The organism is Brevundimonas sp. Br13 (assembly GCF_055391505.1).
This window is the reverse complement of sequence record NZ_AP044008.1, coordinates 796,824-822,840: the sequence shown is the minus strand read 5'-3', so window position 1 is coordinate 822,840 and position 26,017 is coordinate 796,824. Positions and strand designations below refer to the sequence as shown.

At 66.8% G+C, this 26,017-nt stretch carries 25 protein-coding genes; 15 read left to right on the top strand and 10 right to left on the bottom strand.

Translation table 11 applies throughout. The annotated features are described in order from the left end of the window. Positions 1-3 precede the first annotated feature (3 nt). Both ACZ5M6_RS04010 and ACZ5M6_RS04005 read left to right on the top strand, forming a co-directional pair. Positions 4-267: a DUF6894 family protein gene (locus tag ACZ5M6_RS04010; protein WP_054764577.1), complete on the top strand. Its 264-nt coding sequence runs from the start codon at positions 4-6 to the stop codon at positions 265-267. After that, positions 264-1,007, top strand: a complete 744-nt coding sequence (locus ACZ5M6_RS04005; protein WP_182713353.1) for a Crp/Fnr family transcriptional regulator — start codon at positions 264-266, stop codon at positions 1,005-1,007. The genes ACZ5M6_RS04010 and ACZ5M6_RS04005 overlap by 4 nt, the downstream gene beginning before the upstream one ends. 15 nt (positions 1,008-1,022) lie before the next feature. Here the strand turns inward: ACZ5M6_RS04005 and glmS are convergent, their stop codons facing one another. Further along, on the bottom strand, positions 1,023-2,837 hold the full coding sequence (gene glmS / locus ACZ5M6_RS04000; RefSeq protein WP_152949383.1) for a glutamine--fructose-6-phosphate transaminase (isomerizing): 1,815 nt from the start codon (positions 2,835-2,837) through the stop codon (positions 1,023-1,025). A 166-nt stretch (positions 2,838-3,003) separates the two neighbouring features. Here glmS and glmM point away from each other — a divergent pair, with 166 nt between their 5' ends. Further along, entirely contained in the window at positions 3,004-4,353 is a 1,350-nt protein-coding gene (gene glmM / locus ACZ5M6_RS03995; protein WP_082382587.1) for a phosphoglucosamine mutase, read from the top strand. A 248-nt stretch (positions 4,354-4,601) separates the two neighbouring features. After that, positions 4,602-6,437 carry a DUF885 domain-containing protein gene (locus ACZ5M6_RS03990; protein WP_464159729.1) on the top strand — a complete coding sequence of 612 codons (1,836 nt, stop codon included), beginning with the start codon at positions 4,602-4,604 and terminating at the stop codon, positions 6,435-6,437. A 10-nt stretch (positions 6,438-6,447) separates the two neighbouring features. On the opposite strand, the gene ACZ5M6_RS03985 is transcribed toward ACZ5M6_RS03990, so the two are convergent. From ACZ5M6_RS03985 to ACZ5M6_RS03975, 3 genes are read right to left on the bottom strand one after another with little or no spacing between them, the layout of a single operon-like run. Then, positions 6,448-7,356, bottom strand: a complete 909-nt coding sequence (locus tag ACZ5M6_RS03985) for an NAD(P)/FAD-dependent oxidoreductase (protein ID WP_263596137.1) — start codon at positions 7,354-7,356, stop codon at positions 6,448-6,450. Then, positions 7,353-8,501, bottom strand: a complete 1,149-nt coding sequence (locus tag ACZ5M6_RS03980; protein WP_464159728.1) for a DUF1176 domain-containing protein — start codon at positions 8,499-8,501, stop codon at positions 7,353-7,355. Before ACZ5M6_RS03980 ends, ACZ5M6_RS03985 begins: the two co-directional genes overlap by 4 nt. After that, positions 8,498-8,710, bottom strand: a complete 213-nt coding sequence (locus tag ACZ5M6_RS03975; RefSeq protein ID WP_183216132.1) for a hypervirulence associated TUDOR domain-containing protein — start codon at positions 8,708-8,710, stop codon at positions 8,498-8,500. The genes ACZ5M6_RS03980 and ACZ5M6_RS03975 overlap by 4 nt, the downstream gene beginning before the upstream one ends. Positions 8,711-9,018: 308 nt before the next feature. Here ACZ5M6_RS03975 and ACZ5M6_RS03970 point away from each other — a divergent pair, with 308 nt between their 5' ends. From ACZ5M6_RS03970 to ACZ5M6_RS03960, 3 genes are all read left to right on the top strand, one after another. After that, the gene (locus tag ACZ5M6_RS03970; RefSeq protein WP_183216134.1) at positions 9,019-10,239 is read left to right on the top strand and encodes an NADP-dependent isocitrate dehydrogenase; all 1,221 of its coding nucleotides are present in this window, start codon (positions 9,019-9,021) and stop codon (positions 10,237-10,239) included. Positions 10,240-10,449: 210 nt separating this feature from the next. Continuing rightward, entirely contained in the window at positions 10,450-11,031 is a 582-nt protein-coding gene (locus tag ACZ5M6_RS03965) for a DUF2939 domain-containing protein (RefSeq protein WP_464159727.1), read from the top strand. A 45-nt stretch (positions 11,032-11,076) separates the two neighbouring features. Continuing rightward, the gene (locus tag ACZ5M6_RS03960; protein ID WP_054764569.1) at positions 11,077-11,628 is read left to right on the top strand and encodes a DUF2939 domain-containing protein; all 552 of its coding nucleotides are present in this window, start codon (positions 11,077-11,079) and stop codon (positions 11,626-11,628) included. An 85-nt stretch (positions 11,629-11,713) separates the two neighbouring features. On the opposite strand, the gene alaS is transcribed toward ACZ5M6_RS03960, so the two are convergent. Next, a complete protein-coding gene (gene alaS, locus ACZ5M6_RS03955) occupies positions 11,714-14,362 on the bottom strand; it encodes an alanine--tRNA ligase (RefSeq protein ID WP_464159726.1) in 2,649 nt (882 codons plus the stop codon). 191 nt (positions 14,363-14,553) lie between these two features. Here alaS and ACZ5M6_RS03950 point away from each other — a divergent pair, with 191 nt between their 5' ends. Beyond that, positions 14,554-14,856: a hypothetical protein gene (locus ACZ5M6_RS03950; RefSeq protein WP_152949374.1), complete on the top strand. Its 303-nt coding sequence runs from the start codon at positions 14,554-14,556 to the stop codon at positions 14,854-14,856. A gap of 43 nt (positions 14,857-14,899) precedes the next feature. Here ACZ5M6_RS03950 and ACZ5M6_RS03945 read toward each other — a convergent pair whose 3' ends face one another. Further along, positions 14,900-15,766 carry a pirin family protein gene (locus tag ACZ5M6_RS03945; protein ID WP_464159725.1) on the bottom strand — a complete coding sequence of 289 codons (867 nt, stop codon included), beginning with the start codon at positions 15,764-15,766 and terminating at the stop codon, positions 14,900-14,902. A 289-nt stretch (positions 15,767-16,055) separates the two neighbouring features. On the opposite strand from ACZ5M6_RS03945, the gene sdhC reads away from it, so the two are divergent. Genes sdhC through ACZ5M6_RS03920 form a run of 5 tightly spaced genes read left to right on the top strand, consistent with a single transcriptional unit; the run spans position 16,056 to position 19,937 of the window. Beyond that, entirely contained in the window at positions 16,056-16,520 is a 465-nt protein-coding gene (sdhC, locus tag ACZ5M6_RS03940; protein ID WP_464159724.1) for a succinate dehydrogenase, cytochrome b556 subunit, read from the top strand. Continuing rightward, entirely contained in the window at positions 16,517-16,921 is a 405-nt protein-coding gene (sdhD, locus tag ACZ5M6_RS03935; protein ID WP_191554881.1) for a succinate dehydrogenase, hydrophobic membrane anchor protein, read from the top strand. Before sdhC ends, sdhD begins: the two co-directional genes overlap by 4 nt. A gap of 7 nt (positions 16,922-16,928) precedes the next feature. After that, positions 16,929-18,713 (top strand): succinate dehydrogenase flavoprotein subunit, encoded by a 1,785-nt coding sequence (sdhA, locus tag ACZ5M6_RS03930; RefSeq protein WP_054764564.1) that lies wholly within the window; start codon positions 16,929-16,931, stop codon positions 18,711-18,713. A 12-nt stretch (positions 18,714-18,725) separates the two neighbouring features. After that, entirely contained in the window at positions 18,726-19,523 is a 798-nt protein-coding gene (locus ACZ5M6_RS03925) for a succinate dehydrogenase iron-sulfur subunit (RefSeq protein ID WP_054764563.1), read from the top strand. Between the two features lie 24 nt (positions 19,524-19,547). Further along, a complete protein-coding gene (locus tag ACZ5M6_RS03920; RefSeq protein ID WP_464159723.1) occupies positions 19,548-19,937 on the top strand; it encodes a gamma-glutamylcyclotransferase family protein in 390 nt (129 codons plus the stop codon). Positions 19,938-20,061: 124 nt separating this feature from the next. On the opposite strand, the gene ACZ5M6_RS03915 is transcribed toward ACZ5M6_RS03920, so the two are convergent. Next, positions 20,062-22,521, bottom strand: a complete 2,460-nt coding sequence (locus tag ACZ5M6_RS03915) for a S8 family peptidase (protein WP_464159722.1) — start codon at positions 22,519-22,521, stop codon at positions 20,062-20,064. A 19-nt stretch (positions 22,522-22,540) separates the two neighbouring features. Next, positions 22,541-23,548, bottom strand: a complete 1,008-nt coding sequence (locus ACZ5M6_RS03910; protein ID WP_464159721.1) for an AAA family ATPase — start codon at positions 23,546-23,548, stop codon at positions 22,541-22,543. 220 nt (positions 23,549-23,768) lie between these two features. On the opposite strand from ACZ5M6_RS03910, the gene ACZ5M6_RS03905 reads away from it, so the two are divergent. Together ACZ5M6_RS03905 and ACZ5M6_RS03900 are read left to right on the top strand one after the other, a co-directional pair. Beyond that, positions 23,769-24,089: a 2Fe-2S iron-sulfur cluster-binding protein gene (locus ACZ5M6_RS03905; RefSeq protein WP_054764560.1), complete on the top strand. Its 321-nt coding sequence runs from the start codon at positions 23,769-23,771 to the stop codon at positions 24,087-24,089. Positions 24,090-24,188: 99 nt separating this feature from the next. Further along, positions 24,189-24,536 carry a PilZ domain-containing protein gene (locus ACZ5M6_RS03900; protein ID WP_152949368.1) on the top strand — a complete coding sequence of 116 codons (348 nt, stop codon included), beginning with the start codon at positions 24,189-24,191 and terminating at the stop codon, positions 24,534-24,536. A 2-nt stretch (positions 24,537-24,538) separates the two neighbouring features. On the opposite strand, the gene ACZ5M6_RS03895 is transcribed toward ACZ5M6_RS03900, so the two are convergent. Beyond that, positions 24,539-25,399: a haloacid dehalogenase-like hydrolase gene (locus tag ACZ5M6_RS03895; RefSeq protein WP_054764558.1), complete on the bottom strand. Its 861-nt coding sequence runs from the start codon at positions 25,397-25,399 to the stop codon at positions 24,539-24,541. A 42-nt stretch (positions 25,400-25,441) separates the two neighbouring features. Beyond that, positions 25,442-25,948, bottom strand: coding sequence for an S-type pyocin family protein (locus tag ACZ5M6_RS03890; RefSeq protein WP_464159720.1), 507 nt, complete (start codon positions 25,946-25,948; stop codon positions 25,442-25,444). Between the last annotated feature and the right edge of the window lie 69 nt (positions 25,949-26,017).

Genomic DNA, 26,017 nt, shown 5'->3' with positions numbered 1-26,017 from the left:
GGGTTGCCGCGCTATTTCTTTCATACCCAGAACGGGGACCGCATTCGCGACGACCAGGGCGAGGACCTGCCGAACGTCGACGCCGCACGAGAGGAGGCGGTCACGATCCTGGGGGAAATTCTGCGCTATCGCAGCGCCGGATTTTGGGACACGGGCGTCTTCAGCGTCATCGTCACCGATGCAGAGGGCGTGACGGTGGTCAGCGTTACGGCCAAGGCGTCCCAAGAGGCCCCCCAGGGTTGGGCCTTGGCGGACGCCGACGAATGAACGCCGTCCCAACCGATCCGACCATAAGAACCCTGGTCGATAAGCTGGCGCTTCGCGACCGGCTGTCGCCCGAGGAGATCGCCGCCCTGGACAAGGTGCTCGGTCCGCCGAGGGAGGTCCGCAGCGGGGCGGACTTCGTCCAGCGCCACGGCCATCCGACCCACAGCACCCTTCTGATTAGCGGCTTCGCAGCGCGCCATGTGTCCCTCGCCGACGGCGGCCGGCAGATCACCGAGATCAATGTCGATGGCGACTTCGTCGATCTGCACAGCCTGCTGATGAAGCAGATGGATCACGGCGTGCAGGCCCTGACGGACTGCGTCATCGCCCAGGCGCCGCACGCGGAACTTATCGCCCTTACGGAAAATCACCCGCATCTGGCCCGACTGCTGTGGCTGGACACCTTGATCGACGCGGCGATCCACCGGCAGTGGCTGGCCGTCATCGGCCGCCGCAGCGGCCTCGGCGGCCTGGCCCATCTGTTGTGCGAACTCTATTTGCGCCTTGAGGTCGTGGGACAGGCGGAAGACCGAAGCTTCAGGCTTCCACTGACGCAATCCGTACTAGGCGATATGCTGGGCCTGTCGACGGTCCATATCAATCGTCTGGTCGCCGAGTTGCGCGCCCAGGGCCTGGTCAACTGGACCGGCGGCCAAGTCGAAATCCTGGATTGGCCGCGGCTGGCCGCGATCGCGGAATTCGATCCCGCCTATCTGCGTCTGCAGCGAGAACCGGTGTGACCCGCGCCCCGCGCGTCACTCCACCGTGACGGACTTGGCCAGATTGCGGGGCTGATCGACGTCCGTGCCTTTCTGAACGGCCGTGTAGTAGGCCAGAAGCTGCATCGGCACGGCGTAAACCAAGGGCGCGATCAGGGGGTGGCAGTCCGGGGCGTGGATACGGCGAATGCCGGCGCCGTGCGGGTCGGGGGCGTTTTCCGGGGCGATCATGATTACGGGGCCGCCGCGCGCGGCGACTTCCTGCAGGTTTGAGGCGGTCTTTTCGAACACATCGTCCAGGGGGGCCAGGGCGATGGTCGGGGTTTCCTCGTCGATCAGGGCGATCGGGCCGTGCTTCAGCTCGCCGGCGGCGTAACCCTCAGCGTGGATATAGCTGATCTCCTTCAGCTTCAGAGCGCCCTCCATGGCCAGGGGGAACATGGCGCCCCGGCCCAGGAACAGGATGTCGTCGGCCTTGGCCAGATCCTGGACCACGGCGCGGATGCTGGCGTCCATGCGCAGGGCTTCGGCGATCAGGCGAGGGCTTTCGAACAGGGCCTTGACCAGTTCCGCCTCCTGGGCCGCGTCGATCCGACCACGCGCCACGCCCGCCGCGACGGCCAGGGCCAGCAGGGCCGCGACCTGGGCGGTGAAGGCCTTGGTCGAGGCGACGCCGATCTCCGGCCCGGCATGGGTGGGCCACAGCACCTCGGCCTCACGCGCCATGGAGGAGGAGTGGACGTTGACCACCGCGGCCGTCTTCAGCCCCTGGGCCTTGCACCAGGTCAGGCTGGCCAGGGTGTCGGCGGTCTCCCCCGACTGGCTGACGGCGACGGCCAAGGTCTTGGGCGACACTGCCGGCGAGCGGTAGCGGAACTCGGAGGCGATCTCGACGTCGCAGGGCAGGCCCGCCAGCCTTTCAAAGGCATAGCGACCGATCTGGCCGGCGTAGAAGGCGGTGCCGCAGGCCACGATCTGAATCCGCTCGACGGCGGCGAAGTCGATGGCGTTCGTCTTGGCCTTTCCGGTCACCAGATCGAGGTATTCCGACAGGGTGTGCTGGACGCTGTCGGGCTGTTCATGGATCTCCTTCTCCATGAAGTGGCGGTATTCGCCCTTCTCGACCATGGCCGAGGAGGCCGAGACCTGGACGACGGCGCGTTCGACCGGCTTGCCGGCGACGTCGAACATCTGGGCGCCGGTTCGGGTGACGGCGACATAGTCGCCCTCTTCCAGGTAGGAGATCTTCTGGGTGAAGGGCCCCACGGCCAGGGCGTCAGAGCCCAGATACATTTCATCCTCGCCCCAGCCGACGACCAGGGGGCTGCCGCGGCGGGCGCCCAGGATCAGATCGTCCTCGCCGTCGATCAGCACCGCGAGGGCGTAGGCGCCGGTCAGACGGTCCAGAGTGATCTTGAACGCCTCCAGGGGGCTACGACCAGTGTTGAGCTCGGCGTCCAGCAGGTGGGCGATGACCTCGGTGTCGGTCTGGCTTTCGAAGACATGGCCCTCTGCGGCCAGTTCCGCCTTCAGCTCGGCGAAGTTCTCGATGATGCCGTTGTGGACCAGGGTGACGCGGCCGGCCTTGTGCGGGTGGGCGTTGGCGGTGGTGGGCGCGCCGTGGGTGGCCCAGCGGGTGTGGCCGATGCCGACCGTGGCCTTCAGCGGCGCTTCGGCCAGGACGGCTTCCAGATTGCGGATCTTGCCCTGGGCGCGCCGGCGCTCGACCGCGCCGTCCACAACGGCGGCGACTCCGGCGGAGTCATAGCCTCGGTATTCCAGCCGTTTCAGGCTGTCGATCAGCCGGGGAACGACGGGTCCATTGCCGGTGACGCCGATGATGCCGCACATGCGCTGGGAACTCCGAAGAGAAAGGAAACAGAAGGGCGCCGCTTTGCACTGGCAGCGATCCGGGGCTAAGCCACGCATCAGACCCCACCCGCCGTCTAGGCAATCTTAAGGCGGACTGCATCAAAAATGGGGTTTCGGAACGTTACCCGAAACGAAGGACGACGCCTTGGGCGACAGGAAATATTTCGGCACCGACGGCATTCGCGGGCGCGCCAACACCTATCCGATGACGGCCGAGGTCGCGCTGCGCGTGGGTCTGGCCGCAGGGAAACTGTTCCGCACCGGCGACGACCGCCGCCATCTGGTGGTGATCGGCAAGGACACGCGCCTGTCGGGCTATACGATCGAGCCGGCCCTGGTCGCCGGTTTCGCCTCAGTGGGCATGGACGTGCGCACCTTCGGCCCGGTGCCGACGCCGGGGGTGGCCATGCTGACGCGCTCGATGCGCGCCGACCTGGGCGTGATGATCTCGGCCTCGCACAACGACTACGCCGACAACGGGATCAAGCTCTTCGGGCCGGACGGCTACAAGCTGTCCGACGAGATCGAGCTGAAGATCGAGGCCCTGATGGACGACGGCCTGGACCAGGGGCTGGCGCCGTCGAACAAGCTGGGTCGGGTCAAGCGGATCGACGACGCCCAGGCCCGCTACATCGAGATCGCCAAACAGGCCTTCCCGAAACGGCTGTCGCTACAGGGCCTGCGCATCGCGGTCGATTGCGCCAACGGCGCCGGCTACAAGGTCGCCCCGACCACCCTGTTCGAACTGGGGGCCGAGGTCTTCCCCGTGGGGGTGGCTCCGAACGGGACCAATATCAATGCCGAATGCGGCTCCACCCATCCGCAAACCCTGGTCGAGGCGGTCAAGCGATACCGAGCCGATATCGGCATCGCCCTGGACGGGGACGCCGACCGGGTCATCATCTGCGACGAGAAGGGCCAGGTGGTGGACGGCGACCAGATCATGGCCCTGGTCGGCCTGGACTGGGCCCGGCGCGGCCGGCTGGCGGGCGGCGGGGTGGTGGCCACCGTCATGTCCAACCTGGGACTGGAGCGGCGGCTGAAGGCCGAGGGCCTGACGCTGGAGCGGACCAAGGTCGGCGACCGCTATGTGATGGAGCGGATGCGCGAGGGCGGGTTCAACATCGGCGGCGAACAGTCGGGCCACATCATCCTGCACGACCACGCCACTACCGGCGACGGCCTGATGGCGGCGCTGCAGGTGCTGGCGGTTCTGGTCGAGTCCGGCAAGCCGATGAGCGAACTGGCCCGCCAGTTCGACCCGGTGCCGCAGAAGCTGGAGAATGTGCGCTTCACCGCCGCAAAGCCGCTGGAGAACGAGAAGGTCAAGGCGGCGATCGCTGAGGCCGAGGCGGCGCTGAACGGCTCGGGGCGGCTGCTGGTGCGGCCCTCGGGCACGGAGAAGCTGATCCGGGTCATGGCGGAAGGCGACGACGCGGCCCTGGTGAAGCGGGTGGTGTCGGAGGTTTCGGCGGCGGTGAAGGCGGCGGGGTGACTTTCAAGACCCTCTCCCGCTTGCGGGGGAGGTGGCCCGGCGTTCGCGAAGCGAACCAGGGTCGGAGGGGGAAGTCTTCTTTCTTGCAGAAGCGGAACTTCCCCCATCGTCAACCGTCTCGCTGCTCTCTACGAGCTGACACTTCCCCCGCAAGCGGGGGAAGGTGGTCTGCGCCTGTCCGCGATTTCACTTGCGGGTCGAGACGACCGGCGCTCCATTGGGGTCAGACATATTCGCTGGGGCCTTCCATGATCGACCGTCGCCGCCTTCTTCTGTCCGCCGCCGCGGGCGCGGGTCTCGCCGCCGCCCACGGGCAGGCGTTTGCGCTGAACGCCCCGGCCGGCGACGCCGCCCAGTCCAAGGCCGCCCTGGCCGCCTTCATGGACCAGGCCTTCGAACAGACCCTGGACCTCAGTCCCGAAACCGTGACCGCCTTCGGCCTGGACGCCGGCGCGCGCGCCGCCGCCAAGTCGCAGTTGACCGTTCCGACTCCGGAGAACGAGGAGAAGTTCCGCGCCTTCACCAGAGCCCAGCGGGCCGCACTCGGCGCTCTGGATCGGTCGTCCATGGACGCCCAGGACGGCATCTACTACGACACAATCGCCGATAATCTGGACGGGGTGATCGCCACCTTCGCCATCCCCTACGGCCAGGGCGGCTGGCCCAATCCCTACCGCGTCAGCCAGCAGGGCGGGGCCTATCAGTCGACGCCGGACTTCCTGGCCAACCAGCATACGATCCAGACGGCCGAGGACGCCGACGCCTATGTGGCCCGCATCTCCGCCTTCGCCGACGTCCTGACCGCCGAGACCGAACGTCTGCGCGAGGACTACGCCCTGGGGGTGATCCCGCCGGACTTCATCCTGGCCAAGGCCATCGCCCAGCAGGACGGGATTCTGAGCACCGCCGCCGCCGCCTCGCCCATGGTCGCCTCGGTGGTGGACAGGACGCAGGCCAAGGGCCTGTCGGGCGACTGGGGCGCCCAGGTCGAGGCCCTGCTGACCCAAAAGGTCTATCCCGCCCTGTCGGCCCAGAACGCCCTGCTGAAGGCCGCCCTGCCGCGCGCCGGACATGAGGCCTCGGTTCGCCGCCTGCCGCAGGGCCAGCAATATTACGCCAACAGCCTGCGCTACATCACCACCACCCGGCTGACGGCGGACGAGATCCACCGCACCGGCCGCGCCCAGATGGCCGAGCTGACCGCCCGCGCCGACACCCTGCTGAAGGCCCAGGGGCTGACCCAGGGCGCCGTGGCGGAACGGATCCGCGCGCTCGGCCAGGATTCGAAATACGTCTATCCGAACACCGACGCCGGCAAGGCCGAGCTGATCGAGAAGCTGAACGCCCAGATGGCCGACATGCAGGCCCGTCTGCCCGGCGCCTTCGGCCGCCTGCCCAAGGCTTCGGTCCAGATCAAGCGCGTCCCGCCTGCGGTCGAGGCTGGCGCGCCCATGGGCTACTACAACTCGCCGAGTCTGGATGGGTCGCGGCCGGGCATCTACTGGATCAATCTGAAGGACACGGCGGAATGGCCGTCCTGGACCCTGCCGACCCTTACCTATCACGAGGCCGCGCCGGGCCACCATCTGCAGATCAGTCTGCAGCAGGAGAGCGAGGCGGCGCCCAAATATATGAACCTGCTGGGCTTCTCCAGCTATGTGGAAGGCTGGGGTCTGTACGCCGAACAGCTGGCCGACGAACTGGGCGCCTATGAAAACGATCCGATCGGCCAGATCGGCTATGTCCAGTCCCTGATGTTCCGCGCGGCGCGCCTGGTGGTGGACACCGGCATCCACTCGAAGGGCTGGAGCCGCGAACAGGGCATCCAGTACATGATGGAGGCCTATGGCGATCAGGAAGGGGCCGCGGTGTCCGAGGTCGAACGTTACTGCGGCTGGCCCGGCCAGGCCTGCGCCTACAAGGTCGGCCACAATGAATGGGTCCGCCTGCGCGAGAAGGCCAAGACCAGCCTGGGGGCCAAGTTCGACCTGAAGGGTTTCCACGACACGGCCCTGGCCGCCGGGGGCGTGCCCCTGTCGGTGCTGGAGCGGATCGTGGACGGCTGGATCGCGACCCAGGCTTAAGTAAGGGACCCTAGTCGGCGACCGTCAGCCCGTCGATCCGGCGCAGGCGATTGTGGATGTCAGTGGCGGCCACGGCCGCCTCGGCGGTGGCGACGGCGATCTGGTTGAGGCCGCGCACCACGTCGCCGGCGGCGTAGAGGCCGGGCACGCTGGCGGCCTGATGCAGATCGACTTCCAGCCGGCCGTCGGCGGCCAGCCGGGCGCCGAGCCCCCTCGCCAGATCGGCGTTGGGCGACGCGCCCAAGGCGGAGTAGACGAGGTCGAAGGCGCGGCTCTGGCCGCCATAGCTCAGGGCCGTCACCCGGTCGTTTTCGATGTCGATCGAGTCCAACGGCGCCAGGATCAGTTCGACGCCGAGCCGTTCCAGCTCGTCAGGACGGCTGAGCGCGTGAGGCGGCCCGATGTGGATCAGTGTCACCCGATCGGAATAGGTGCGCATGAAGGCGGCTTCACGGGCGCCCTTGTCGCTTTGGCCGATGATCGCGACGGCCTTGCCGACGGCCTCATAGCCGTCGCAGATCGGACAGATGCGGACCAGCGCCCTGCGCACCGCCGCTTCGACGCCCGGCAAGTCAGGATGATGATCGACGACTCCCGTCGCCAGAAGAACGGCGCGGGCGCGAACAGATCGGCCAGCCCTCTCTGCGATGAAACGCTCGCCGTCGTGGGTCAGGCGATCGATAAGACCCGGCGTGATGACGGCGCCGTATTCTTCAGCCTGTTCGCGCATCCGCTTCAGAATACCCGCGCCAGTGACGCCCGCCGGAAAGCCCGGCATATTGTGGCTGAGCGGAATCCAGCTGGCGCGAGGCGCGCCGCCGTCCGCCACCAGGGTGCGCCGACGAAACCGGCCCAGATAGGTCGCCGCCGTCAGGCCGGCCGGACCGGCGCCGATGATCAGAACCTCCGGGTCGTTCACCGCGTGCGCCAGGCGACGGGCCACAGATCGGACGGCACGCCGGCGCATTCGCCCATGACGCTTTCCTGCGTCAGGGTGAAGCCCTGCCCGGTCCAGGCCCAAGTCTGGGCCGCGCCGCAGTCGCCGATACCGCGCCCCTTGGCGAAGGCCGACAGGGTGCGGGTCTTGGGATCATAGGCGCCGTTGACGGTCGCGTTGTCGGGCATGACCGGATCGGAGCCAGGGCCTTCCGTTCCGGTGAGGATCGCAGGACGAGGATCGCGACCGCCCGGCCCCGTCAGATACCAGTTGTGAGTGACGTTATAGGCGCCTGCGCCGCAGGGCACGCCCCACAGCTCGGTCCGCGCGTCCAGTCGGGCTGACATGACCATGTCGCTGACGGCGGGCATGGCGGACTCTTTCAGGCAGTTTCCGACCTCGGTGCGGGCGCGCAGCGCGGCGGGCACACGCTGGTTCTGATCACCGAACCCCGACTGGTCCACGGCCGGAGCGGGGGTGACGGTCGGCAGCGGCGGCGCGACCGGGACGAGGGCGGCCGGACGGGAGCCGCGTCGGATCAGGGCGGTGGGCGTGTCCAGACGGCCCTGTTTCTCGTCGATCCACAACAGGGCGGCGGCGGCGCCGTGCAGCGAGACTTCCTGGGTGGAGGCGCCGCGAATGGTCATGACCTTTCCCTGGGCAAGGGCGTCAAGGGCGCCGCGGACCCCAGTGCGGATTTCGCCGATGGGCGCGTCGGCGTTGCTCGCCTCGCTGAGCGCGGCCGGATAAGCGCGGCCGTCGATGGTCAAGCCGAGGGGGTTGGCGCCCTTGGCGTCGCCGTCGGGCCAGTAGCCGAAGAGGATTTGCGGCTGGGCGTCCGGTCCGGGCGCCAGGGCGATACGGACCCAGCCTGCGGCGAACTCGGGCGCGAAGCCGAAGGCCCAGCAGGTCCCGTCATTGCCGCAGGTGGCGCGCCAGTCGCGGAAGGACTTGGTCTCGGGGCGAATTTTCAGCACCGGCGCGGCGAGAGCGGACGCGGCCGGACTGGCGGCCTTGGTCGCAGGGGGCGCCTGGGCCGCATCCTTGTCGCCGCACCCGGCGACGGCGAGCGCAGCCAGAACAAGAGAGGACAGGGGGACGCCGCGCGACAGTGCGTTCAGCTTCATGCCTTCTTCAACTCCGACGGCCTGTGCGCCGCGCGTGCGCCGGTCTTGGCGCTTTCGACGATATACTCCGGATTGTCCTCGGAGGCCGCAACCTTGTGGCCCTTGATCCTGGTTTCGGAGGTCACCTTCTTGACCACCTTGCCGGTCGTCACGCCCTGGCTGTGGTCCCATTTCACCTTGTCGCCGGCCTTGAATGTCTTGTCCGACATGGTTTCGCTTCCTGCTGCATCGTTTCCTGCTCAGCGATCAGCCTGCGCATCAGTTCCGCATCGACCACCGGCGGCGCCTCGCAGAAGGTGATGATCCACTGATCCACCAGTCGGCGCTCTTCCTCCGTCATCCTGACGTCCGTGTCTGTTGCTGAGCCAAAGAGAAGTCCGGGCGCGCCAAAGGGTTCAGGCGGGATCTGCGTTATTCCGCGCGGCGACGATGGGCGGCGGGGTTTGCGCGGGCGCTTGGCCTCGCTATACCGCCGCCACGACATTCCCTTCCCAACAGTCACAGGCGGACCGCACGCATGGCCAAGATCAAGGTCGAAAACCCCATCGTCGACATCGACGGCGACGAAATGACCCGCATCATCTGGCAGATGATCAAGGACAAGCTGGTCTTCCCGTTCCTGGATCTCGAGCTGGACTATTACGACCTGGGCATGGAGAACCGCGACGCCACCGACGATCAGGTGACGATCGACGCGGCCCACGCCATCCAGAAGCACGGCGTCGGCGTGAAGTGCGCCACCATCACCCCGGACGAGGCCCGGGTGAAGGAGTTCGGCCTGAAGAAGATGTGGAAGTCGCCGAACGGCACCATCCGCAACATCCTGGGCGGCGTGGTCTTCCGCGAGCCGATCATCTGCTCGAACGTGCCGCGCCTAGTGCCGGGCTGGACCCAGCCCATCGTCGTCGGCCGCCACGCCTTCGGCGACCAGTACAAGGCCACCGACTTCCTGATGCCGGGCGCCGGCACCCTGTCGATCAAGTTCGTCGGCGACGACGGCCAGGTGATCGAGCATGAGGTGTTCAAGTCGCCGGGCGCCGGCGTCGCCATGGGCATGTACAACCTGGACGACTCGATCCGCGACTTCGCCCACGCCTCCTTCGCCTACGGCCTGGCGCGCAACTATCCGGTCTATCTGTCGACCAAGAACACGATCCTGAAAGCCTATGACGGCCGCTTCAAGGACATCTTCCAGGAGGTGTTCGACGCCGAATACGCCGAGGAGTTCAAGAAGCGCGGCCTGACCTATGAGCACCGCCTGATCGACGACATGGTCGCGGCCGCGATCAAGTGGTCGGGCGGCTTCGTCTGGGCGTGCAAGAACTACGACGGCGACGTCCAATCGGACGTCGTGGCCCAGGGCTTCGGCTCGCTGGGCCTGATGACCTCGGTCCTGATGACGCCGGACGGCAAGGTGCTGGAGACGGAAGCCGCCCACGGCACCGTGACCCGTCACTATCGCCAGCACCAGAAGGGCGAGGCCACCTCGACCAACTCGATCGCCTCGATCTTCGCCTGGACCCGCGGCTTCAAACACCGCGCCAAGCTGGACGGCAACGAGGCCCTGGGCGTCTTCGCCGACACCCTGGAGAAGGTGGTCGTCGAGACCGTGGAGTCGGGCGACATGACCAAGGACCTGGCCCTGCTGGTCGGCGATCAACAGGGCTGGCTGACCACCGAGGGCTTCCTCGACAAGGTCGCCGAAAACCTGAAGGCCGCCCTGCCGGACGTCGGCTGAGCCCGTCCTCAAGCCGTCAGCGCGGCAGGACAGCGAGCATCCTGAAGCCGCGCAAAGCGCGGCAGGACAACAGCCGTCCTCAAGCAGAGCGAAGCGCGGTAGGACACCAAGAGAGAGAGAGAGACAGCCCCGCCGGATCCGTCCGGCGGGGCTTTTCGTTGCGTCCTCCGGTGGGCCGTGCATGATCGGGCCCAGGGTGGGTGAAGCGACGTGAAACGGCTGTTCGGCAATCTGGTGGTTCTGGCGCTCGTGACGGCGGTCGCGGCCTTTTTTGCGGCGCCGGCGGTGGGCTTTTTCGCAATCCGGTCGGCGGCGGAGGCGGGCGACGTCCAGGGCCTGACCCGGCTGATCGACTTCCAGGCCGTTCGCCAGTCGTTGCGGCCGCAGCTGAGCGGCGCGGTTCAGGCGCCGGCCCCCTCCTTCCTCGAAGATCCGATCGGGGCGGTAAGGCGCCAGATGGAACGGAACCCGGTGCTCAACGCCCCAGACGTGGACGCCTATCTGACCCCGGCGGCCATCTCGGCCCTGACGCGGGGCGAGGGGCGCTACGCCAGTCACTGGTCCGGAGCGGTTGCGCACCCGGCGGCGGCGGACACACCCAAGCCCTGGCCTCAGCCGGTGTTCTGGAGCGTTAACCGGGCGCGGATGGCGGTTCAGGACCAGGGCGGATCGCGCACCGTCTTCACCTTTGAACGGCGGGGGCCGTTCGAATGGGTGTTGGTCCAGATCGGCCTGCCCGATGGGGCGGCGCCCGCCGCGCCCGCACCGGCCAAGCCCTCGTCGAAACCCTAGACGCAACATCCCGCCCGTCTCGACGTTTCGACTGAAGGAGCACCCATGAAGAAGATCGCCATTGGTCTGGTCGCGGCCATTCTGGGACTGGCCCTGGTCGCCTGTTTCATCTCGCCCTTCGTGGCGGCCCAAAGGCTGATCCGCGCGGCGCGGATGGGGGATGTGGCCGGCCTGGAGCAGACGGTGGACTTCCCGGCCTTCAGGGCCAGTCTGAAGGCCGAGCTGAACGCCCGGGCGGCGATGGAGATTCGCGACCGGACCGGCGAGAACCGGGCTCTGGCCGCCCTGGGCATGATGCTGGCCCCGTCCCTGGTCGAGGGTGCCGTGGACGGCCTGGTCACGCCGGAGGGCGTAGCCGCCATGGTCCGGTCGGGCGACAAGCCCCGGCCCGAAAAACCGGTCCCCTCGGCCGACACGCCGGCGGCTCCGAAGGAGCGGATTCATCAGTCCTGGGCCTATCGAGGCGTCAACCGGTTCGCCGTCACCCTGACCCGCGACGACCGACCCGACGACCCCCTGGTGCTGATCATGGAGCGGCGGGGGCCGTTGAGCTGGAAACTGGCGGGGGTGGATCTGACGCCGGACCCGATGGGCTAGGCGCGGCGATCGCCCTCTCCGTCGCTGGATCGCTTCGCGATCGACGCGACACCTCTCCCGCAGGCGGGAGAGGGTCGGGGTATGCTCAGGCCTTCAGCGCCTCGCGGACGGCGGTGAGGCCGTCTTCGGCCTTGGAGCCGTCGGGGGCGCCGCCCTGGGCGAAGTCGGGCTTGCCGCCGGCGCCCTGGCCGCCCATGGCGAGGACGGCGGCGCGGGCCAGGGCGGCGGCGTTGACGCGGTCCGTCAGGTCCCAGGTCACGGCGACGGTGACGGCGGCCTTGCCCTCGGTCACGCCGATCAGGGCGACAACGCCGGTTCCGACCTGTTTGCGGAAGTCCTCGGCCACGCCGCGCAGCCCCTTGCCGTCCACCCCGTCCAGGACGCGGGCCATCAGCTTGATCCCCCCGATCTCTTCCGGCGCGGATGACCCGCCCGAACCTCCGCCCAGGGCCAGTTGCTTCTTCAGCTCGGCGACCTGTTTCTCCAGCGTCTTGACCGAACCCTGAAGGGCCTCGACCCGAGCGGGCACGTCGGGGGTCTGGATCTTGAAGTCGCGGGCCAGCTTGCGGGCCACGCCGGCCTGACCTTCCAGATAGAGGCGGGCCGCCTCGCCGGTCAGGGCCTCGATACGGCGGACGCCGGCGGCGACGCCGGTCTCCTGAACAATCTTGAACAGGCCGATGTCGCCGGTGCGGGCGACGTGGGTGCCGCCGCAGAGTTCGACCGAATAGGGGGCGTTGTCGCTGGTCAGCGACCGGCCCAGCGTCAGCACCCGGACCTCGTCGCCGTATTTCTCGCCGAACAGGGCGATGGCGCCGGCGGCGATGGCGTCGGCGGGGGCCATCAGCTTGGTCTCCGCCGGGACGTTCTGGCGGATGACCGCGTTGACCTCGGCCTCGATGGCGGCCAGCTCGTCCTCGGTCACGGGGGCGCCGTGGCTGAAGTCGAAGCGTGCGCGCTCAGAATCGACCAGCTGGCCCTTCTGGGCGACCGCCGGGCCCAGCACATTCTTCAGGGCCGTGTGCAGCAGGTGAGCGGCCGAATGGTTGGCGCGGGTGGTCATACGCTTGTCGGCGTCCACCAGTTGGGCGACGCGGGCGCCCATCTCCAGCCGGCCGGCCGTGATCTGGACCGACAGAACGTGCAGGTCGCCGGCGTGCTTCTTGACGTCGAGAACTTCGGCCTCTCCGCCCGGCCATTCCAGCGTCCCCTGATCGCCCGTCTGACCGCCGCTTTCGGCGTAGAAGGGGGTCGTATCGAGCAAGACCTCGACGATCTCGCCGGCCTCGGCCGCCTCGACGGGCGCGCCGCCGTTCATGACGGCCAGGACCTCGCCCGAACCATCTAGAGAGTCATAGCCGGTGAAGACGGTCGGCCCCATGCGGTCGCGCACGGCCAGCCATTCGCCGGCGTTGGCCGACTGGCCCGAGCCCTTCCAGTTCTCGCGCGAGCGCTGGCGCTGTTCGGCCATGGCGGCCTCGAACCCGTCGACATTGACCGAAAAGCCGCGACGACGCGCCTCGTCCTGGGTCAGGTCCAGCGGGAAGCCGTAGGTGTCGGACAGGGTGAAGGCCGTCTGGCCGTCCAGCATGTCGCCCGGCTTGAAGCCCTGAACCGCCGTGTCGAACAGGGCCATGCCTCGGCCGAGAGTGGTGCGGAACCGGACCTCTTCCTGTTTCAGCGTGTCCTCGATGAAGGGCTGGGCGCGGGCCAGTTCCGGATAGGCGTCGCCCATCTGATCGACCAAGGTGGGGACCAGGCGGTGCATCAGCGGGTCGGCGGCGCCCAGCAGGTGGGCGTGGCGCATGGCGCGCCGCATGATCCGGCGCAGCACATAGCCCCGGCCTTCGTTCGACGGAGTGACGCCGTCGGCGATCAGGAAGGAGGAGGAGCGCAGATGGTCGGCGATCACCCGGTGGCTGGCGGCCTGTTCGCCGTCGGCCTTGGTCGAGGTGGCGTCTTCGGACGCCGCGATCAGGGTCTTGAACAGGTCGGTCTCGAACACTGAATGCACGCCCTGGAGCACGGTGGTCATCCGCTCCAGACCCATGCCGGTGTCCACGCTGGGCTTGGGAAGGTTGCGAACGATCTGGTCGTTCTCCTTCTCGAACTGCATGAAGACGTTGTTCCAGATCTCCACGAAGCGGTCGCCGTCCTCATCCGGCGAGCCGGGAGGGCCGCCGGCGATCTTATCGCCGTGGTCCCAGAAGATCTCGGTGCAGGGGCCGCAGGGGCCTGAGTCGCCCATGGCCCAGAAATTGTCCGAGCCGGCGATGCGGATGATCTTGTCGTCGGAGAAGCCGGTGACCTTCTTCCAGATGGCGGCGGCCTCGTCGTCATCGATATAGACGGTGACCAGCAGGCGCTTGGGATCCAGATCGAAGTCCTGGGTCACCAGTTTCCACGCCCGGTCAATGGCGTGTTCCTTGAAATAGTCGCCGAAGGAGAAGTTACCCAGCATCTCGAAGAAGGTCAGGTGGCGGGCGGTGTAGCCGACATTGTCCAGGTCATTGTGCTTGCCCCCGGCGCGGACGCATTTCTGCGAACTGGTGGCGCGCGGATAGGGCGGCTTGGACGCGCCGGTGAAATAGTCCTTGAACGGCACCATGCCGGCGTTGACGAACAGCAGGGACGGATCGTTCTGCGGCACCAGCGGCGCCGAGTGAACCTTCTCGTGACCGTCGGCCGCGAAGAAGTTCAGATAGGTGGCGCGGATCTCGTTCAGGCTGGGCATTTGGGCGTGTCTTCGGCTCGGCGGTCGCTAAGGAACCGGCGTCATATAGGGTTTTGTCGGGGAACGCATCATCCGCGCGCTGTTTGGCGGCTCCGAAAGGGATGCTTCGGCGGCAATATACAGATTGAACTAGAGGTTGATCTGTACGCATATTTAGCGTGCGCAATTTCGCGCCTCTGGAGAGGACTGAAATGAAACGCGTTCAAAACCTCGCAATCGCCATCGCTGCCGTCGGGGCGACCACGGTGGCGTTCGGCCCCGCCGAAGCCTTGGTTCGGGAATCCTGGGATCCCAGCCTCGTAGCCTATTCCTATGTCTACTATGCTGACGCAGCAAAGACGGAAGTGCTTGGCTACGCTTGGGATACGTGCGGCGAAGGCGGCGGCAACGTGTATGTGCTTAAGCCCTATATTCCGACGCCCTATTACGATGAGACACCTGCCTTTGTGTGCTCTGGCATGGGCCCGTATCTGCCGCCCGACTGGCCTTACTGATCGGCAAGGGGCGGTTCGGTGAACCGCCCCTGTTTCATGCGCCTCACCCCCGCGGCGGCGGGCCGAACTTTCCGGACTGGTAGTCCTCAATGGCCTGGATGATTTCTTCGCGGGTGGTCATGACGAAGGGGCCGTGGCTGAAGACCGGCTCCTTGATCGGTTCGGCGTGGCCCAGCAGGACGACAGCGTCTGTCTCCGCCGTGACCTCGACCCTATCGCCGTCGCCCAGGCCGGCCAGGTTCCATTCGGGCACGGGGGTTCCGGCGACGGAGACCTGGCCCTTGATCGCATAGAAGAAGACAGTGCGGCCGGGGGCGACCGGGACTTCGAACCGGGCGCCGGCGGGCAGGCGGACGACGGCCAGATGGATGTCGATCAGGGACTGGATCGGCGCCTTGACGCCCAGCCATTCGCCGGAGACCGGCTCGACCGTGACCCCGCCCTCGGTGGTGAAGGTCGGAATGTCGGCGGCCTGAAGCCCCACATAGTCGGGCTTGGTCATCTTCAGCCGGGACGGCAGGTTCACCCACAGCTGCAGGATCTCCATCGGTCCGCCGTCGCGTTTGAAGTCGGCTGGCGAAAGTTCAGCGTGGATCAGGCCCGAGCCGGCGGTCATCCACTGGATCCCGCCCGCCTTGATGATGCTTTCGCCGCCGCCGGAGTCGTTGTGGGCCAGTTCGCCGTCCAGGATGAAGGTGACGGTCTCGAACCCCCGATGCGGGTGCGGGCCGAACGGCAGGCCGGCGTTGTTCGGCGGATAGGTCTGGGGCCCGTGGTGGTTCAGGAACAGGAAGGGATCGACCTGATTCAGGCCCGGACCGGGCACGGGGCGGCGTGTGGTCAGGTCGCCGATGTCATCGCGATAGGCGGGATGAAGGCGCAAAACGGGGCGGGGCGTGCTCGAGCTCATTCGCTACATATAGGGTGGCGGATCGCGGATTTCGAGAGACCTTTGTCGTCAGGCCCTGGACCGGCGGAGCCGTCATCCGAGGCGACGGCCGGGACGTAAATCCCCTATCTCGCCAAGCGATCGAGCGCGATCATGCACAAACCCCGAAGATCACGACAAACAGACGCCCAATACGGCCCAAGAATTCGACTTGTGCGCCGCCGTGCGTTGACACCGCCGTTCTGGGGTCACAAAAGCCTTCGCAACCGCACACGGCGATTGAATTCATTCGTTTTTGAGAACCATTCGCATGACTCAGCCCAATCAGAGCCCGGGGGTTGCATCGGGCGACCGAACCGGTCGTTTCGTCATCCAGCCCAACCGCCATCTGACCCCGCTCTCGCCCCATATGGGAATCTGGCGCTGGCACGTGACCATGGCCGCCTCGATCCTGTTCCGCGCGACCCTGATCGCCGGCACCGTCGGCCTGGTCTTCGTCGTCGCCTGGCTGGGCGCCCTGGCCTTCGGGCCGGAGACTTATGAGACGGCTTTGGCCCTGGCGGGCTCGCCGCTGGGCCTGTTCGTCGGCTTCGGCCTGACGGTGGTCCTGTTCTCCTTCATCCTGAACGGCGCCCGCCACACGATCAACGACACCGGCAACGGCCTGACGATCAAATCGGCGACGACCCTGTCCAATATCGCGGTCTGGGCGCCCATCCCCCTGGCGATCCTGTTCTGGGTCGTTCTGTTCGCTGTCGGGAGGGTTTCGCTGTGAGCGGCGCCGCCAAGTTCAAGAACAACGTCAAGATTTCCGAGCACCACGGCGCCGGCGAATGGCTGGCCGAGCGGGTGCTGCTGACGGCGCTGCTGCCGCTGGGCGTCTGGGTCGCCTCGACCGGCTTCACCCTGGCGGGCGCCTCTTATGACGCCGTCATGACCTGGTTCGCCAGGCCGCTGAACGCCGGCCTGATGGCGGTCACGGCTGTGCTGCTGTTCGGCTACCTCAGCCTGGCCTGGAAGGTCATCCTTGAGGACTATGTGCCCCAGGTCGGCGCCCGCAAGGCCCTGACGGGCCTGCTGAACCTGGTCCTTCTCGTGCTGGCGGCCGCCAGCGTCTTCTTCATCGTGCGGCTGGCGCTGGGTTCTGCGCCCCTGCCCGCCGGTTTCGGAGCCTGATCCCCAGATGGCCGCTTACGAACTGATCGATCACGAATATGACGTCGTCGTCGTCGGCGCCGGGGGCTCCGGCCTTCGCGCCGCGCTTGGCGCCGCCCAGCAGGGGCTGAAGGTCGCCTGCGTCACCAAGGTCTTCCCGACCCGCTCCCACACCGTCGCCGCCCAGGGCGGCATCTCCGCCTCGCTCGGCAATATGGGCGAGGACAGCTGGCAGTGGCACATGTACGACACCGTCAAGGGGTCGGACTGGCTGGGCGACCAGGACTCGATCGAATATCTGGTCAGGAACGCGCCCAAGGCCGTCTATGAGCTGGAACACTGGGGCGTGCCATTCTCGCGGACCGAGGAAGGCAAGATCTATCAGCGCGCCTTCGGCGGCATGACCCGCAACTTCGGCGAGGGCCCGGTGCAGCGCACCTGCGCTGCCGCCGACCGCACCGGCCACGCCATCCTGCACACCCTTTACGGCCAGTCGGTGCGCCGCGAGGTGAAGTTCTTCATCGAATATTTCGCGCTGGACCTGATCATGCAGGACGGCGCCTGCACCGGCGTGACGGCGCTTCAGCTGGACAATGGGCAGCTTCACCAGTTCCGGGCCAAGATGGTGGTGCTGGCGACCGGCGGCTACGGCCGGGCCTATTTCTCGGCCACCTCCGCCCACACCTGCACCGGCGACGGCAACGCCATGGTGCTGCGCGCCGGCCTGCCGCTGCAGGACATGGAGTTCGTCCAGTTCCACCCGACCGGCATCTACGGCGCCGGCTGCCTGATCACCGAGGGCGCCCGCGGCGAGGGCGGTTATCTGACCAACTCGGAAGGCGAGCGCTTCATGGAGCGTTACGCCCCCACCGTGAAGGATCTGGCCCCCCGCGACATGGTCAGCCGCTCCATGACCATCGAGATTCGCGAAGGCCGCGGCGTGGGCCCGAACAAGGACCACATCTTCCTGCACCTGGACCACCTGGATCCGAAGATCCTGCACCAGCGCCTGCCGGGCATTTCCGAAAGCGCCAAGATCTTCGCCGGCGTGGACGTGACCAAGGCGCCGATCCCGGTCCTGCCGACGGTCCACTACAATATGGGCGGCATTCCCACGAACTATCACGGCGAGGTGCTGACCCTTCGTGATGGAAACCCCGACAGCGTCGTGCCCGGCCTGATGGCCGTTGGCGAGGCGGCCTGCGTCTCGGTGCACGGCGCCAACCGCCTGGGCTCCAACTCCCTGACCGACCTGGTGGTGTTCGGCCGCGCCGTCGGCCTGCGCTGCGGCGAGGTGGTGGACAAGGCATCGGCCGTGCCCAGCGCCTCCAAGGCCCAGACCGACGCCCACCTGGCCCGACTGGACCGCTTCCGCAACGCTGACGGCTCCACCCCGACGGCTGAGCTGCGGCTGGCGATGCAGAAGGCGATGCAGGCCGATGCGGCGGTGTTCCGCACCGGCGACACCCTGCAACAGGGCACGGACAAGCTGCGCGCCATCGACGCCGCCGGTTCCGACATCAAGACCACGGACCGCGGCCTGATCTGGAACACGGATCTGATGGAAACGCTGGAGTACGACAATCTGATCGCCCAGGCCGTCGTCACCATCGAGAGCGCCCTGAACCGCACGGAATCGCGCGGCGCCCACGCCCGCGAGGACTATCCGGACCGGGACGACGCGAACTGGATGAAACACACCCTGGCGTGGAAGCGCCCGGGCGAACAGGTCCAGATCGACTACCGCCCCGTGCACAATTACACGATGTCCGACGACATCGCGTACATCGAGCCCAAGGCTCGGGTTTACTGAGGTCGAACGCAGATGGTTCAACTCTCCCTCCCCCGCGGCTCCAAGCCCACCAAGGGCAAGGTCCACAAGGCCCCGGCCGGCGCCAAGAACGTCAAGACCTACAAGGTCTACCGCTACGACCCCGAGGTCGACGCCGACCCGCGCTGGGACGTCTATGAGGTCTCGTCCGACGATCACGGGCCGATGCTGCTGGACGCCCTGATCCACATCAAGAACACCATCGACCCGACCCTGTCGTTCCGGCGCTCGTGCCGGGAGGGGATCTGCGGCTCCTGCTCGATGAACATCGACGGGCGCAACGCCCTGGCCTGCACCAAGGGCTGGGACGAGTGCGCCTCGCACAACATCACCATCTCCCCCCTGCCGCACCAGCCGGTGGTCAAGGACCTGGTGACGGACCTGAGCCTGTTCTACGCCCAGTACGACTCCATCCAGCCCTATCTCCAGTCGGACGAGCCCGACCCGGAGAAGGAACGGCTCCAGACCCCGGCCGAGCGCGAAAAACTGGACGGCCTGTACGAGTGCATCCTGTGCGCCTGCTGCTCCACCTCCTGCCCCAGCTACTGGTGGAACCAGGAGGAATATCTGGGCCCGGCGGCCCTGCTGCAGTCCTATCGCTGGATCGCCGACAGCCGCGACGACGCCACCCAGAAACGTCTGGACGACCTGGAAGACCCGTTCAAACTGTACCGCTGCCACACCATCATGAACTGCGCCCAGGTCTGCCCCAAGGGCCTGAACCCGGCCAAGGCCATCGCCGAAACCAAGAAGCTGATGGTCGCCCCCGGCCGCAAGAAACAGGCGGCCTGATCCAGACGGCCTGATCCAGACGGCGTGGCCGCCGCCGCCGCCGCCTCCATGACCGCCGGGAGCCTGCTGTTCGCCTATGGCACGCTGCAGGACCCGGCGGTCCAGACGGCCGTCTTCGGCCGCGACCTGGGGCCCGGCGCCCCCGACCGACTGAGCGGTTTTCGCCTGTCGCACATCCCCGTCGAAGATCCCGCCATCGACGACCCCCAGATCACGGCCGAGACCGGCCTGACCCACTATCCGATCCTGATCCCGACGCCGGACGCCGCCCCGCCCGTCCCCGGCCGCCTCTACCCCCTGACCCCCGCCGACCTGACCGCCGCCGACGCCTATGAGGGCGAGGTCTATCGCCGGGTGCGCGCGACGACGGAGGCGGGGGCGGAGGCGTGGGTGTATGTGGCGGCGGAGGGGTGAGGGGCGGATTTGCGCCAAGAACGAGCGTTGGTTGAACGCCCGAAAGCACACCTTTGAAGGGGCCAACGGCTCTGAGGCCCCATAGCCAGACAGCCCTCCGCCAGCCCTGACCAGTGGTTGTCCGTCAGACCTCCACCTCAACATTCACGGCGGCGGCCACTTCCGCATGCAGGTCGACCTCGGTGTCGCCAGCGTCGATGGTCACTACCAGGGCGTAGCGCATGCCGTTGTTCACGCGGTCCTTGACCCCCTTCCACCAACCGCCGACTGGAAACACGGCCAGACCGTTCCGGTCCGCGAAGTCCGCTGCAGAGCCTCGCCACTCGTCGACGTGAAGCGATCCCGCCGAAATCGAGCGTTCGCCGAGCACCCGCGTGACGTCGGCCTCGGCGATATCCGCCGCGTCGTCATCGTCCAGGCTCGCCAGCTGGTTGATACGCGCGGCGAACTGTTTCGCGGTCTCGTTGCGCAGTTGAAGACCGAACCGCAGACCAGCGGATCGATATCGCGCGGCCAGAATTGATCCGGCGGCGTTGGGGTTGGGCTCCACGAAATAGGACAGGGTAACGCGTATCCGGGCGGCGTGGTCCCCGAGCGCAAGGAGAGCCGCCTTCGGCCAGGGCAGCTCATAGAAGTCCGCTTCCTTGGCCGTGGCATGGGTCGCGCCCTTCTCTTTGACGAACGGCTGAATTCTGCGTTGCGCGACCAAGGCCAGACTATTGCCGGCCGAAGCCCTCGCGCGTTCCAGGCTCGGAACGCCGTAGCCGAAATGGCGGAGCCAACGCAGCCGCTCGGCCTTGCTGTTAGTCTGCAGCAACCGAGCTTCCATCCAAGGCGACCAGCGCGCGCTGTGCACAAGCAGGGCCCGAACGGTCTCCGGCCAGAGGTCGCCGTGTTTGGACCAGAGTCCCGCGCCCATCCTGGATCCCAAGGCGGTCGCGGCGCTGGTCGCCCAGGAGACCGAAAGGGGCTCGTTTACGGGCGAAGCGCTTGTGGTCAGCAGCGAAAGCGACGGCATGCCGCTTAACAGGCTCTGATCGGCGGGGTCTATGCCGCGATTTCCGGCCTCAACTACCAGTTCGGGCTTGATCGGAGACACCCCGCGGTTCCAGGCCGAGGAAACCCGGCTGTAGGGGCTCAAGGCCCCCACTTCAGCCGCAGCCTTCCAGCTCTCGTAGCCCTTGTCGGCGACCTCGATCTTGTCGGTAACGCCCCCGACGGTCAGAACATTCCACGCTTGGGCGGGGTCCTCAATTTCAAAATTTTCCCACTGTTCTAGATCCGTCAGCCCCACCTCGTCCTGAAGGTTTCCGGCCGACACCAGGATCAGCCGGTCAGGCGGATTAGCGCCGGGGGCGGCGCATTCGTACGCTGCGGCGTCCAGCGCTGCACTCCAGCTGGTCGCCCGCGGGCCGTGGACTCCGGGCTGGGTGACGGCGAGACAGTAGATTCGCCGCGTCTGGGGAAAGGCGATCTCCGGAAGCGCGATTGCCTGGGCGGTGACGAGGCCAAAATTGCCGGGATCGGTGGCTGGCAAAGCCGGCGGATGGACCAATTTGACCGACTCTAGGTTGTAATCGATTGGGATGGCGGCATTGGTCTGGAAGGCGGAGGTCAGGTCGCCGAAGGCGGCCAACCCGGCCATCTCAGAACCGTGTCCGTCATGATCGTCGATACCCCACGCTTGGCGCACGCTGAACCGGCGATCGGCCGGCAGAATTGGGGCGATCAGATCGTGAGCGATGTTCACGCCGGTATCCAGAATACATAGGGCAGTTTGGTCCGCATCAGCGGAAAGCTCCAGTCGCTCGACGGCCTCGCCGACCCATCCATGTTGGTCCGGCCGCTTCAGTCCCATGAAATAGGCTGCGGTATCACGTCCCATGCGGAGTTCGGCGACCGCATCGCAGCTGGCGACCAAGCGCGAGATGGCATCTCGTGCGCCGTAGACATAGATCAGAACGCGCTCTGGAAAGACGAGACGATCGCTGGCGACGGGCAGATTGAGCGCCTCCGCCTTGCTCAGGGCGTTCTGGACCCGGTCCTGCCAGCACCACAGTTCCCACCAGGCGTTCGTCCCGAGCTCCGGTAGGACGCGACTGTCGGTCCAGAGATCCTCGAGGCGCGCCTCGAAGAAGCGCTCGATCGGTGCGAAGCGTCCATCGTGACGCGGCTTGTCGGCGTCGGTTCGTTTCTCGCCGTATTCGTTCAACTTGCCAGCGACGAAGTCCCGGGCCGCATCGGGCACGAAAAGAGTGCCGCGCACCGACCCGGTCTCGGTTCGATCCAAAGCGCTCACACGCACACCTTGGGTCTTCCACTCCAGGTTCGGTACGGGGCCGTTGGGTGCCGTCTCCACCCCAACATAGGTGCCGGGCAGGCCTGCGACGTCTTCGCGCTCGCCTAGAAGCCGATTGGACGCCGCCTCAATCGCCGAGGCAAACTCCCGACTGAGGGTTTCGGCATGGGCAGCGGCGATCCGAGCGTAGTCTCGTGGAACCACGGCCAGATTGGGCCGTCTGTAGGCTTCGGACTTAGCGAAGGCCTCGACGCGAAGATGGCGCCGATCATATGCACTGGGCATTTGCCCCCCGATTCATCAACTATGAGTTGATGAATACGTCAGTCATAACATCCCGCATAGCCCGGCGTGATTGCAAGGCCGCCTCGACGTCCGCCACCCGCGCCTTTTGGCGACCGCCCATGATAGCGACCTTAACCGCCTCGTCGGCCGCGCGCGCCAATTCGCCGTAGCTGAGGCCGTCGGCCTGTTCGGCGACGCGGCTCCAGCTCCCCGTACGCGGCCTGAGTTTTCCGAGCCGCGACTGAATGAGAGCCATAGCCTCGTCGGGGCTAGGCAGGCCATATTCGATGATATCGTCGAACCGCCGCAGCAAGGCGCGATCGAGAAGTTCCGGATGATTGGTCGCGGCCACCACGACACTGTCGGTGGCGTTGGCCTCTTCCATGAACTGGAGGAAGGAATTCAGCACTCGGCGGATTTCACCCACGTCGTTGTCGACGGATCGACGACCCCCGATCGCGTCGAACTCGTCGAACAGATAGACGCCGCGCATCTGATTGATCTGATCGAACACGAGACGCAGCTTGGCCGCCGTTTCTCCCAGGAACCGGGTGATTACCGTGTCCAGGCGTATAGTGAAGAGTGGCAGGTGCAGCGTGCCGGCCAAAGCGCTCGCCGTCAGGGTCTTGCCGGATCCCGGTGGACCGACGAGCAGAAGGCGGGCGTTGGGGCTCTGCCCGTAGCGACGAAGCATGTCCCTCTGCTGCTGCTGGGCAACGAGCCCGGCGAGCCGTTCGGCGATCGCGGGCGTAAGGGTCATGTCATCGAGCGTGACCCGGCTGCGGGTCTCAGTCATCAGGCCATCTAAAGCCCCGCGCGGTCGACTGATCGAGGCGATCGCGGCCGTGCTCGACGCAGACTTCTTTCGCCCTATATCTTCCGCGATCTTCTGTAGGGCTTTGGCCGTATTAGCGTGACCCTGGCGCGATTCCGTCGCCGCCATCTGCAGGGCAATCGTTCGAACCCGCTCCTCGTCACCGTCGACGTGGCTGGCGAGCAGAGCGATGACCTGCTTGGCTGATGGCATGATGGATCCCGTACTGTCGGCGGGGCCGCCGACGTCGCTCTCTATCTCAACCCTACCGTGATTCAAGGTCGAGTTTCCACGACCAACGTGCGATGAGCGCAAATATCGACGTATGGAGGCCCGAACCTCCTAGGATGCCGCGGGTTCCCTGCATTCGCTTCAACCACCCCCGCCTTCCATCCGCCCTTGCGCCATCCCCTCGGCTTGATATGAGCGGGCCATGGCCAGCATCACCTATATCGAGCATGACGGAACCGAGCACGTGGTCGACGTGAAACCGGGGCTGTCCGTCATGGAGGGCGCGATCCGGAACAATGTGCCGGGGATCGATGCGGATTGCGGCGGGGCCTGCGCCTGCGCCACCTGCCATGTCTATGTCGACGAGGCCTGGCGCGAGGCGACGGGCAAGCCCTCGGCCATGGAGGAGTCGATGCTGGACTTCGCCGAGGAGGTCGAGCCCAACAGCCGGCTGTCGTGCCAGATCCGGGTGTCGGAGGCGCTGGACGGCCTGGTCGTGCGCCTGCCCCAAAACCAGCACTAAGAACCCGCCCCAAGACCCCGTACTGAGGTCAGGCCGCCCGGCGCCTTTGTCGTCGGCGCGCGTTGCAGGACGGCAGTGTTTCCAAGGCCGAGTTTCCCCATGCGTCTGTTCGGATCCAAGCCCGCCCTGCCCGCCGATCGACGCGGCGAGGCTCGTCGCACCGTCAATGCGCGCGGCGTGGTCAGCGCGGCGGGGCTGGAGACGGTCTGCGTCATCGTCGATCTGTCGGACACGGGAATGCGGCTGAGGCTGGACCGCAGCGCGGCCCTGCCGGCCCAGGTGGTGGTGATCGATGTGGCCGAGGGCCTGGCCTATGAGGCGACCCTGGTCTGGCAAAAGGGGCAGGAGGCGGGTCTGAAACAGACGGGCGCCAAATCCCTGCGCGGCCTGGCGCCCGCCCGGCTGGCCGGGGCGCGCGACGCCTGGGTGAGGGCCGGGGGCCGCTAGGCCTACATCCCCGCCGGCATGGCCCCGGCGTTGATGGCGATCCGGCCGATCAGCCCCTTGACGATCAGGTCCAGGGCCGAGCCCTCGCGATAGTCGGCAGCGGCGACGAAATTGACCCGATCCTCCGAGATCAGGGAATAGACCTTCTTCTGGTCCTTCTCGTTCGAGCGCGGGTCATAGACGGCGATCGAAAAGCCGCCCTTGGTGTGCATCATCTTCATGGTCGGCACGTCCGTGTCGCCGTCGCCGATGAAGATCATCCGGTCGAAGGGCACCGGCCGCTGGTCGTCGGGGATGAAGTGGTTGATCCGCTCGTGCTCCCAGTGGTTCTTCACCCCCTTGTTGATGCGGAACAGATACTGGGTCTTGGTGGTGTAGTTGACGCCGACCGCCGGCCAGGCCGCCTCGCCCTTTTCGTCATAGACATAGTGGGAGGCGAAGACGTGTGTCAGGGCGGGCCGGATCGGCGTGCCGTCGATCATCTCCTCCAGCCCGGCCGAGACGATATAGTGTTCGATCTCCAGCCCGTATCGGGCGCCGAAGGCGTTCATCCGGTCGAACCAGCTGAGGTCCTTCAGACCTTCGAACAGGGCCACCGCCTCGCCGTGGCGACGCAGGGTCTCGCGCGTCACAGGGGCGCCGTTCTGGCGCGCATGGTGCAACATCAGCTGCATGTACATCAGTATGCCGTCGCCGTCGGCGTCCTTGGTCAGGGCCTCGGCCTCGCCCCAGAAGGCGCCGACGTCCATGCCCACCGAAGGGATGAAGCTGACCTCCTGCATGTTGCCGCGCGCCAGGGTGCCGTCGAAATCATAGATCAGGGCGGTCTTGAGCGGGGGCGCGGCAGAGGGGGCGTCGGCCATGGGCGAGGTCCGGAAGATCGGCAGGGAACCCCGCCCTCTATATCAGCCGGCCTCCTGCGTCGATCTCCGACTCTGGCCGAAGGTCGGGGCCGCCGCCTTCTGCTCGGCCCAATAGTCGGCCCCGGTGGTCGGTTTGAACATGGTGCGGGGCGTGCCGTCCTTGGCCACCACAGCGAAGGTGTTGGTCGAGGCCTGATAGATCAGGGTGTCGCCGTTCGGCCGTTTCACCGTCTCGGCGTCGCCGGGCGGCCGGGTGGTGAAGGCGGTCACCTTGTCCAGATAGGCTTCGGCCGAGGCCGCGCCGAAATCGGCGCCGTTGCGCGCATAGAGGCGGGCGATCTTGGCGTCCACCGTTTCCCGGCGGCTGGCGGTCAAAACCGGCTTGGCCGTTTCCGCCGCAGTCGCCTCGACCGGCGCGGACGACGGATCGCCGGCCCCGACGGGCGCCGACGCCGTTCGATCGCGCGTCTGCACCGCCGAACTGTTGTCGCAGCCCGCCAGACCCATGAGGCCGCACAGCATCAAGCCAAACGAGACCGAAACGGCCACTCTTATCCTCAGCGCGATCATCTTCCCCTCCGACACTCGCTGAAGGCGACGTAAGCACAACTCGATTGT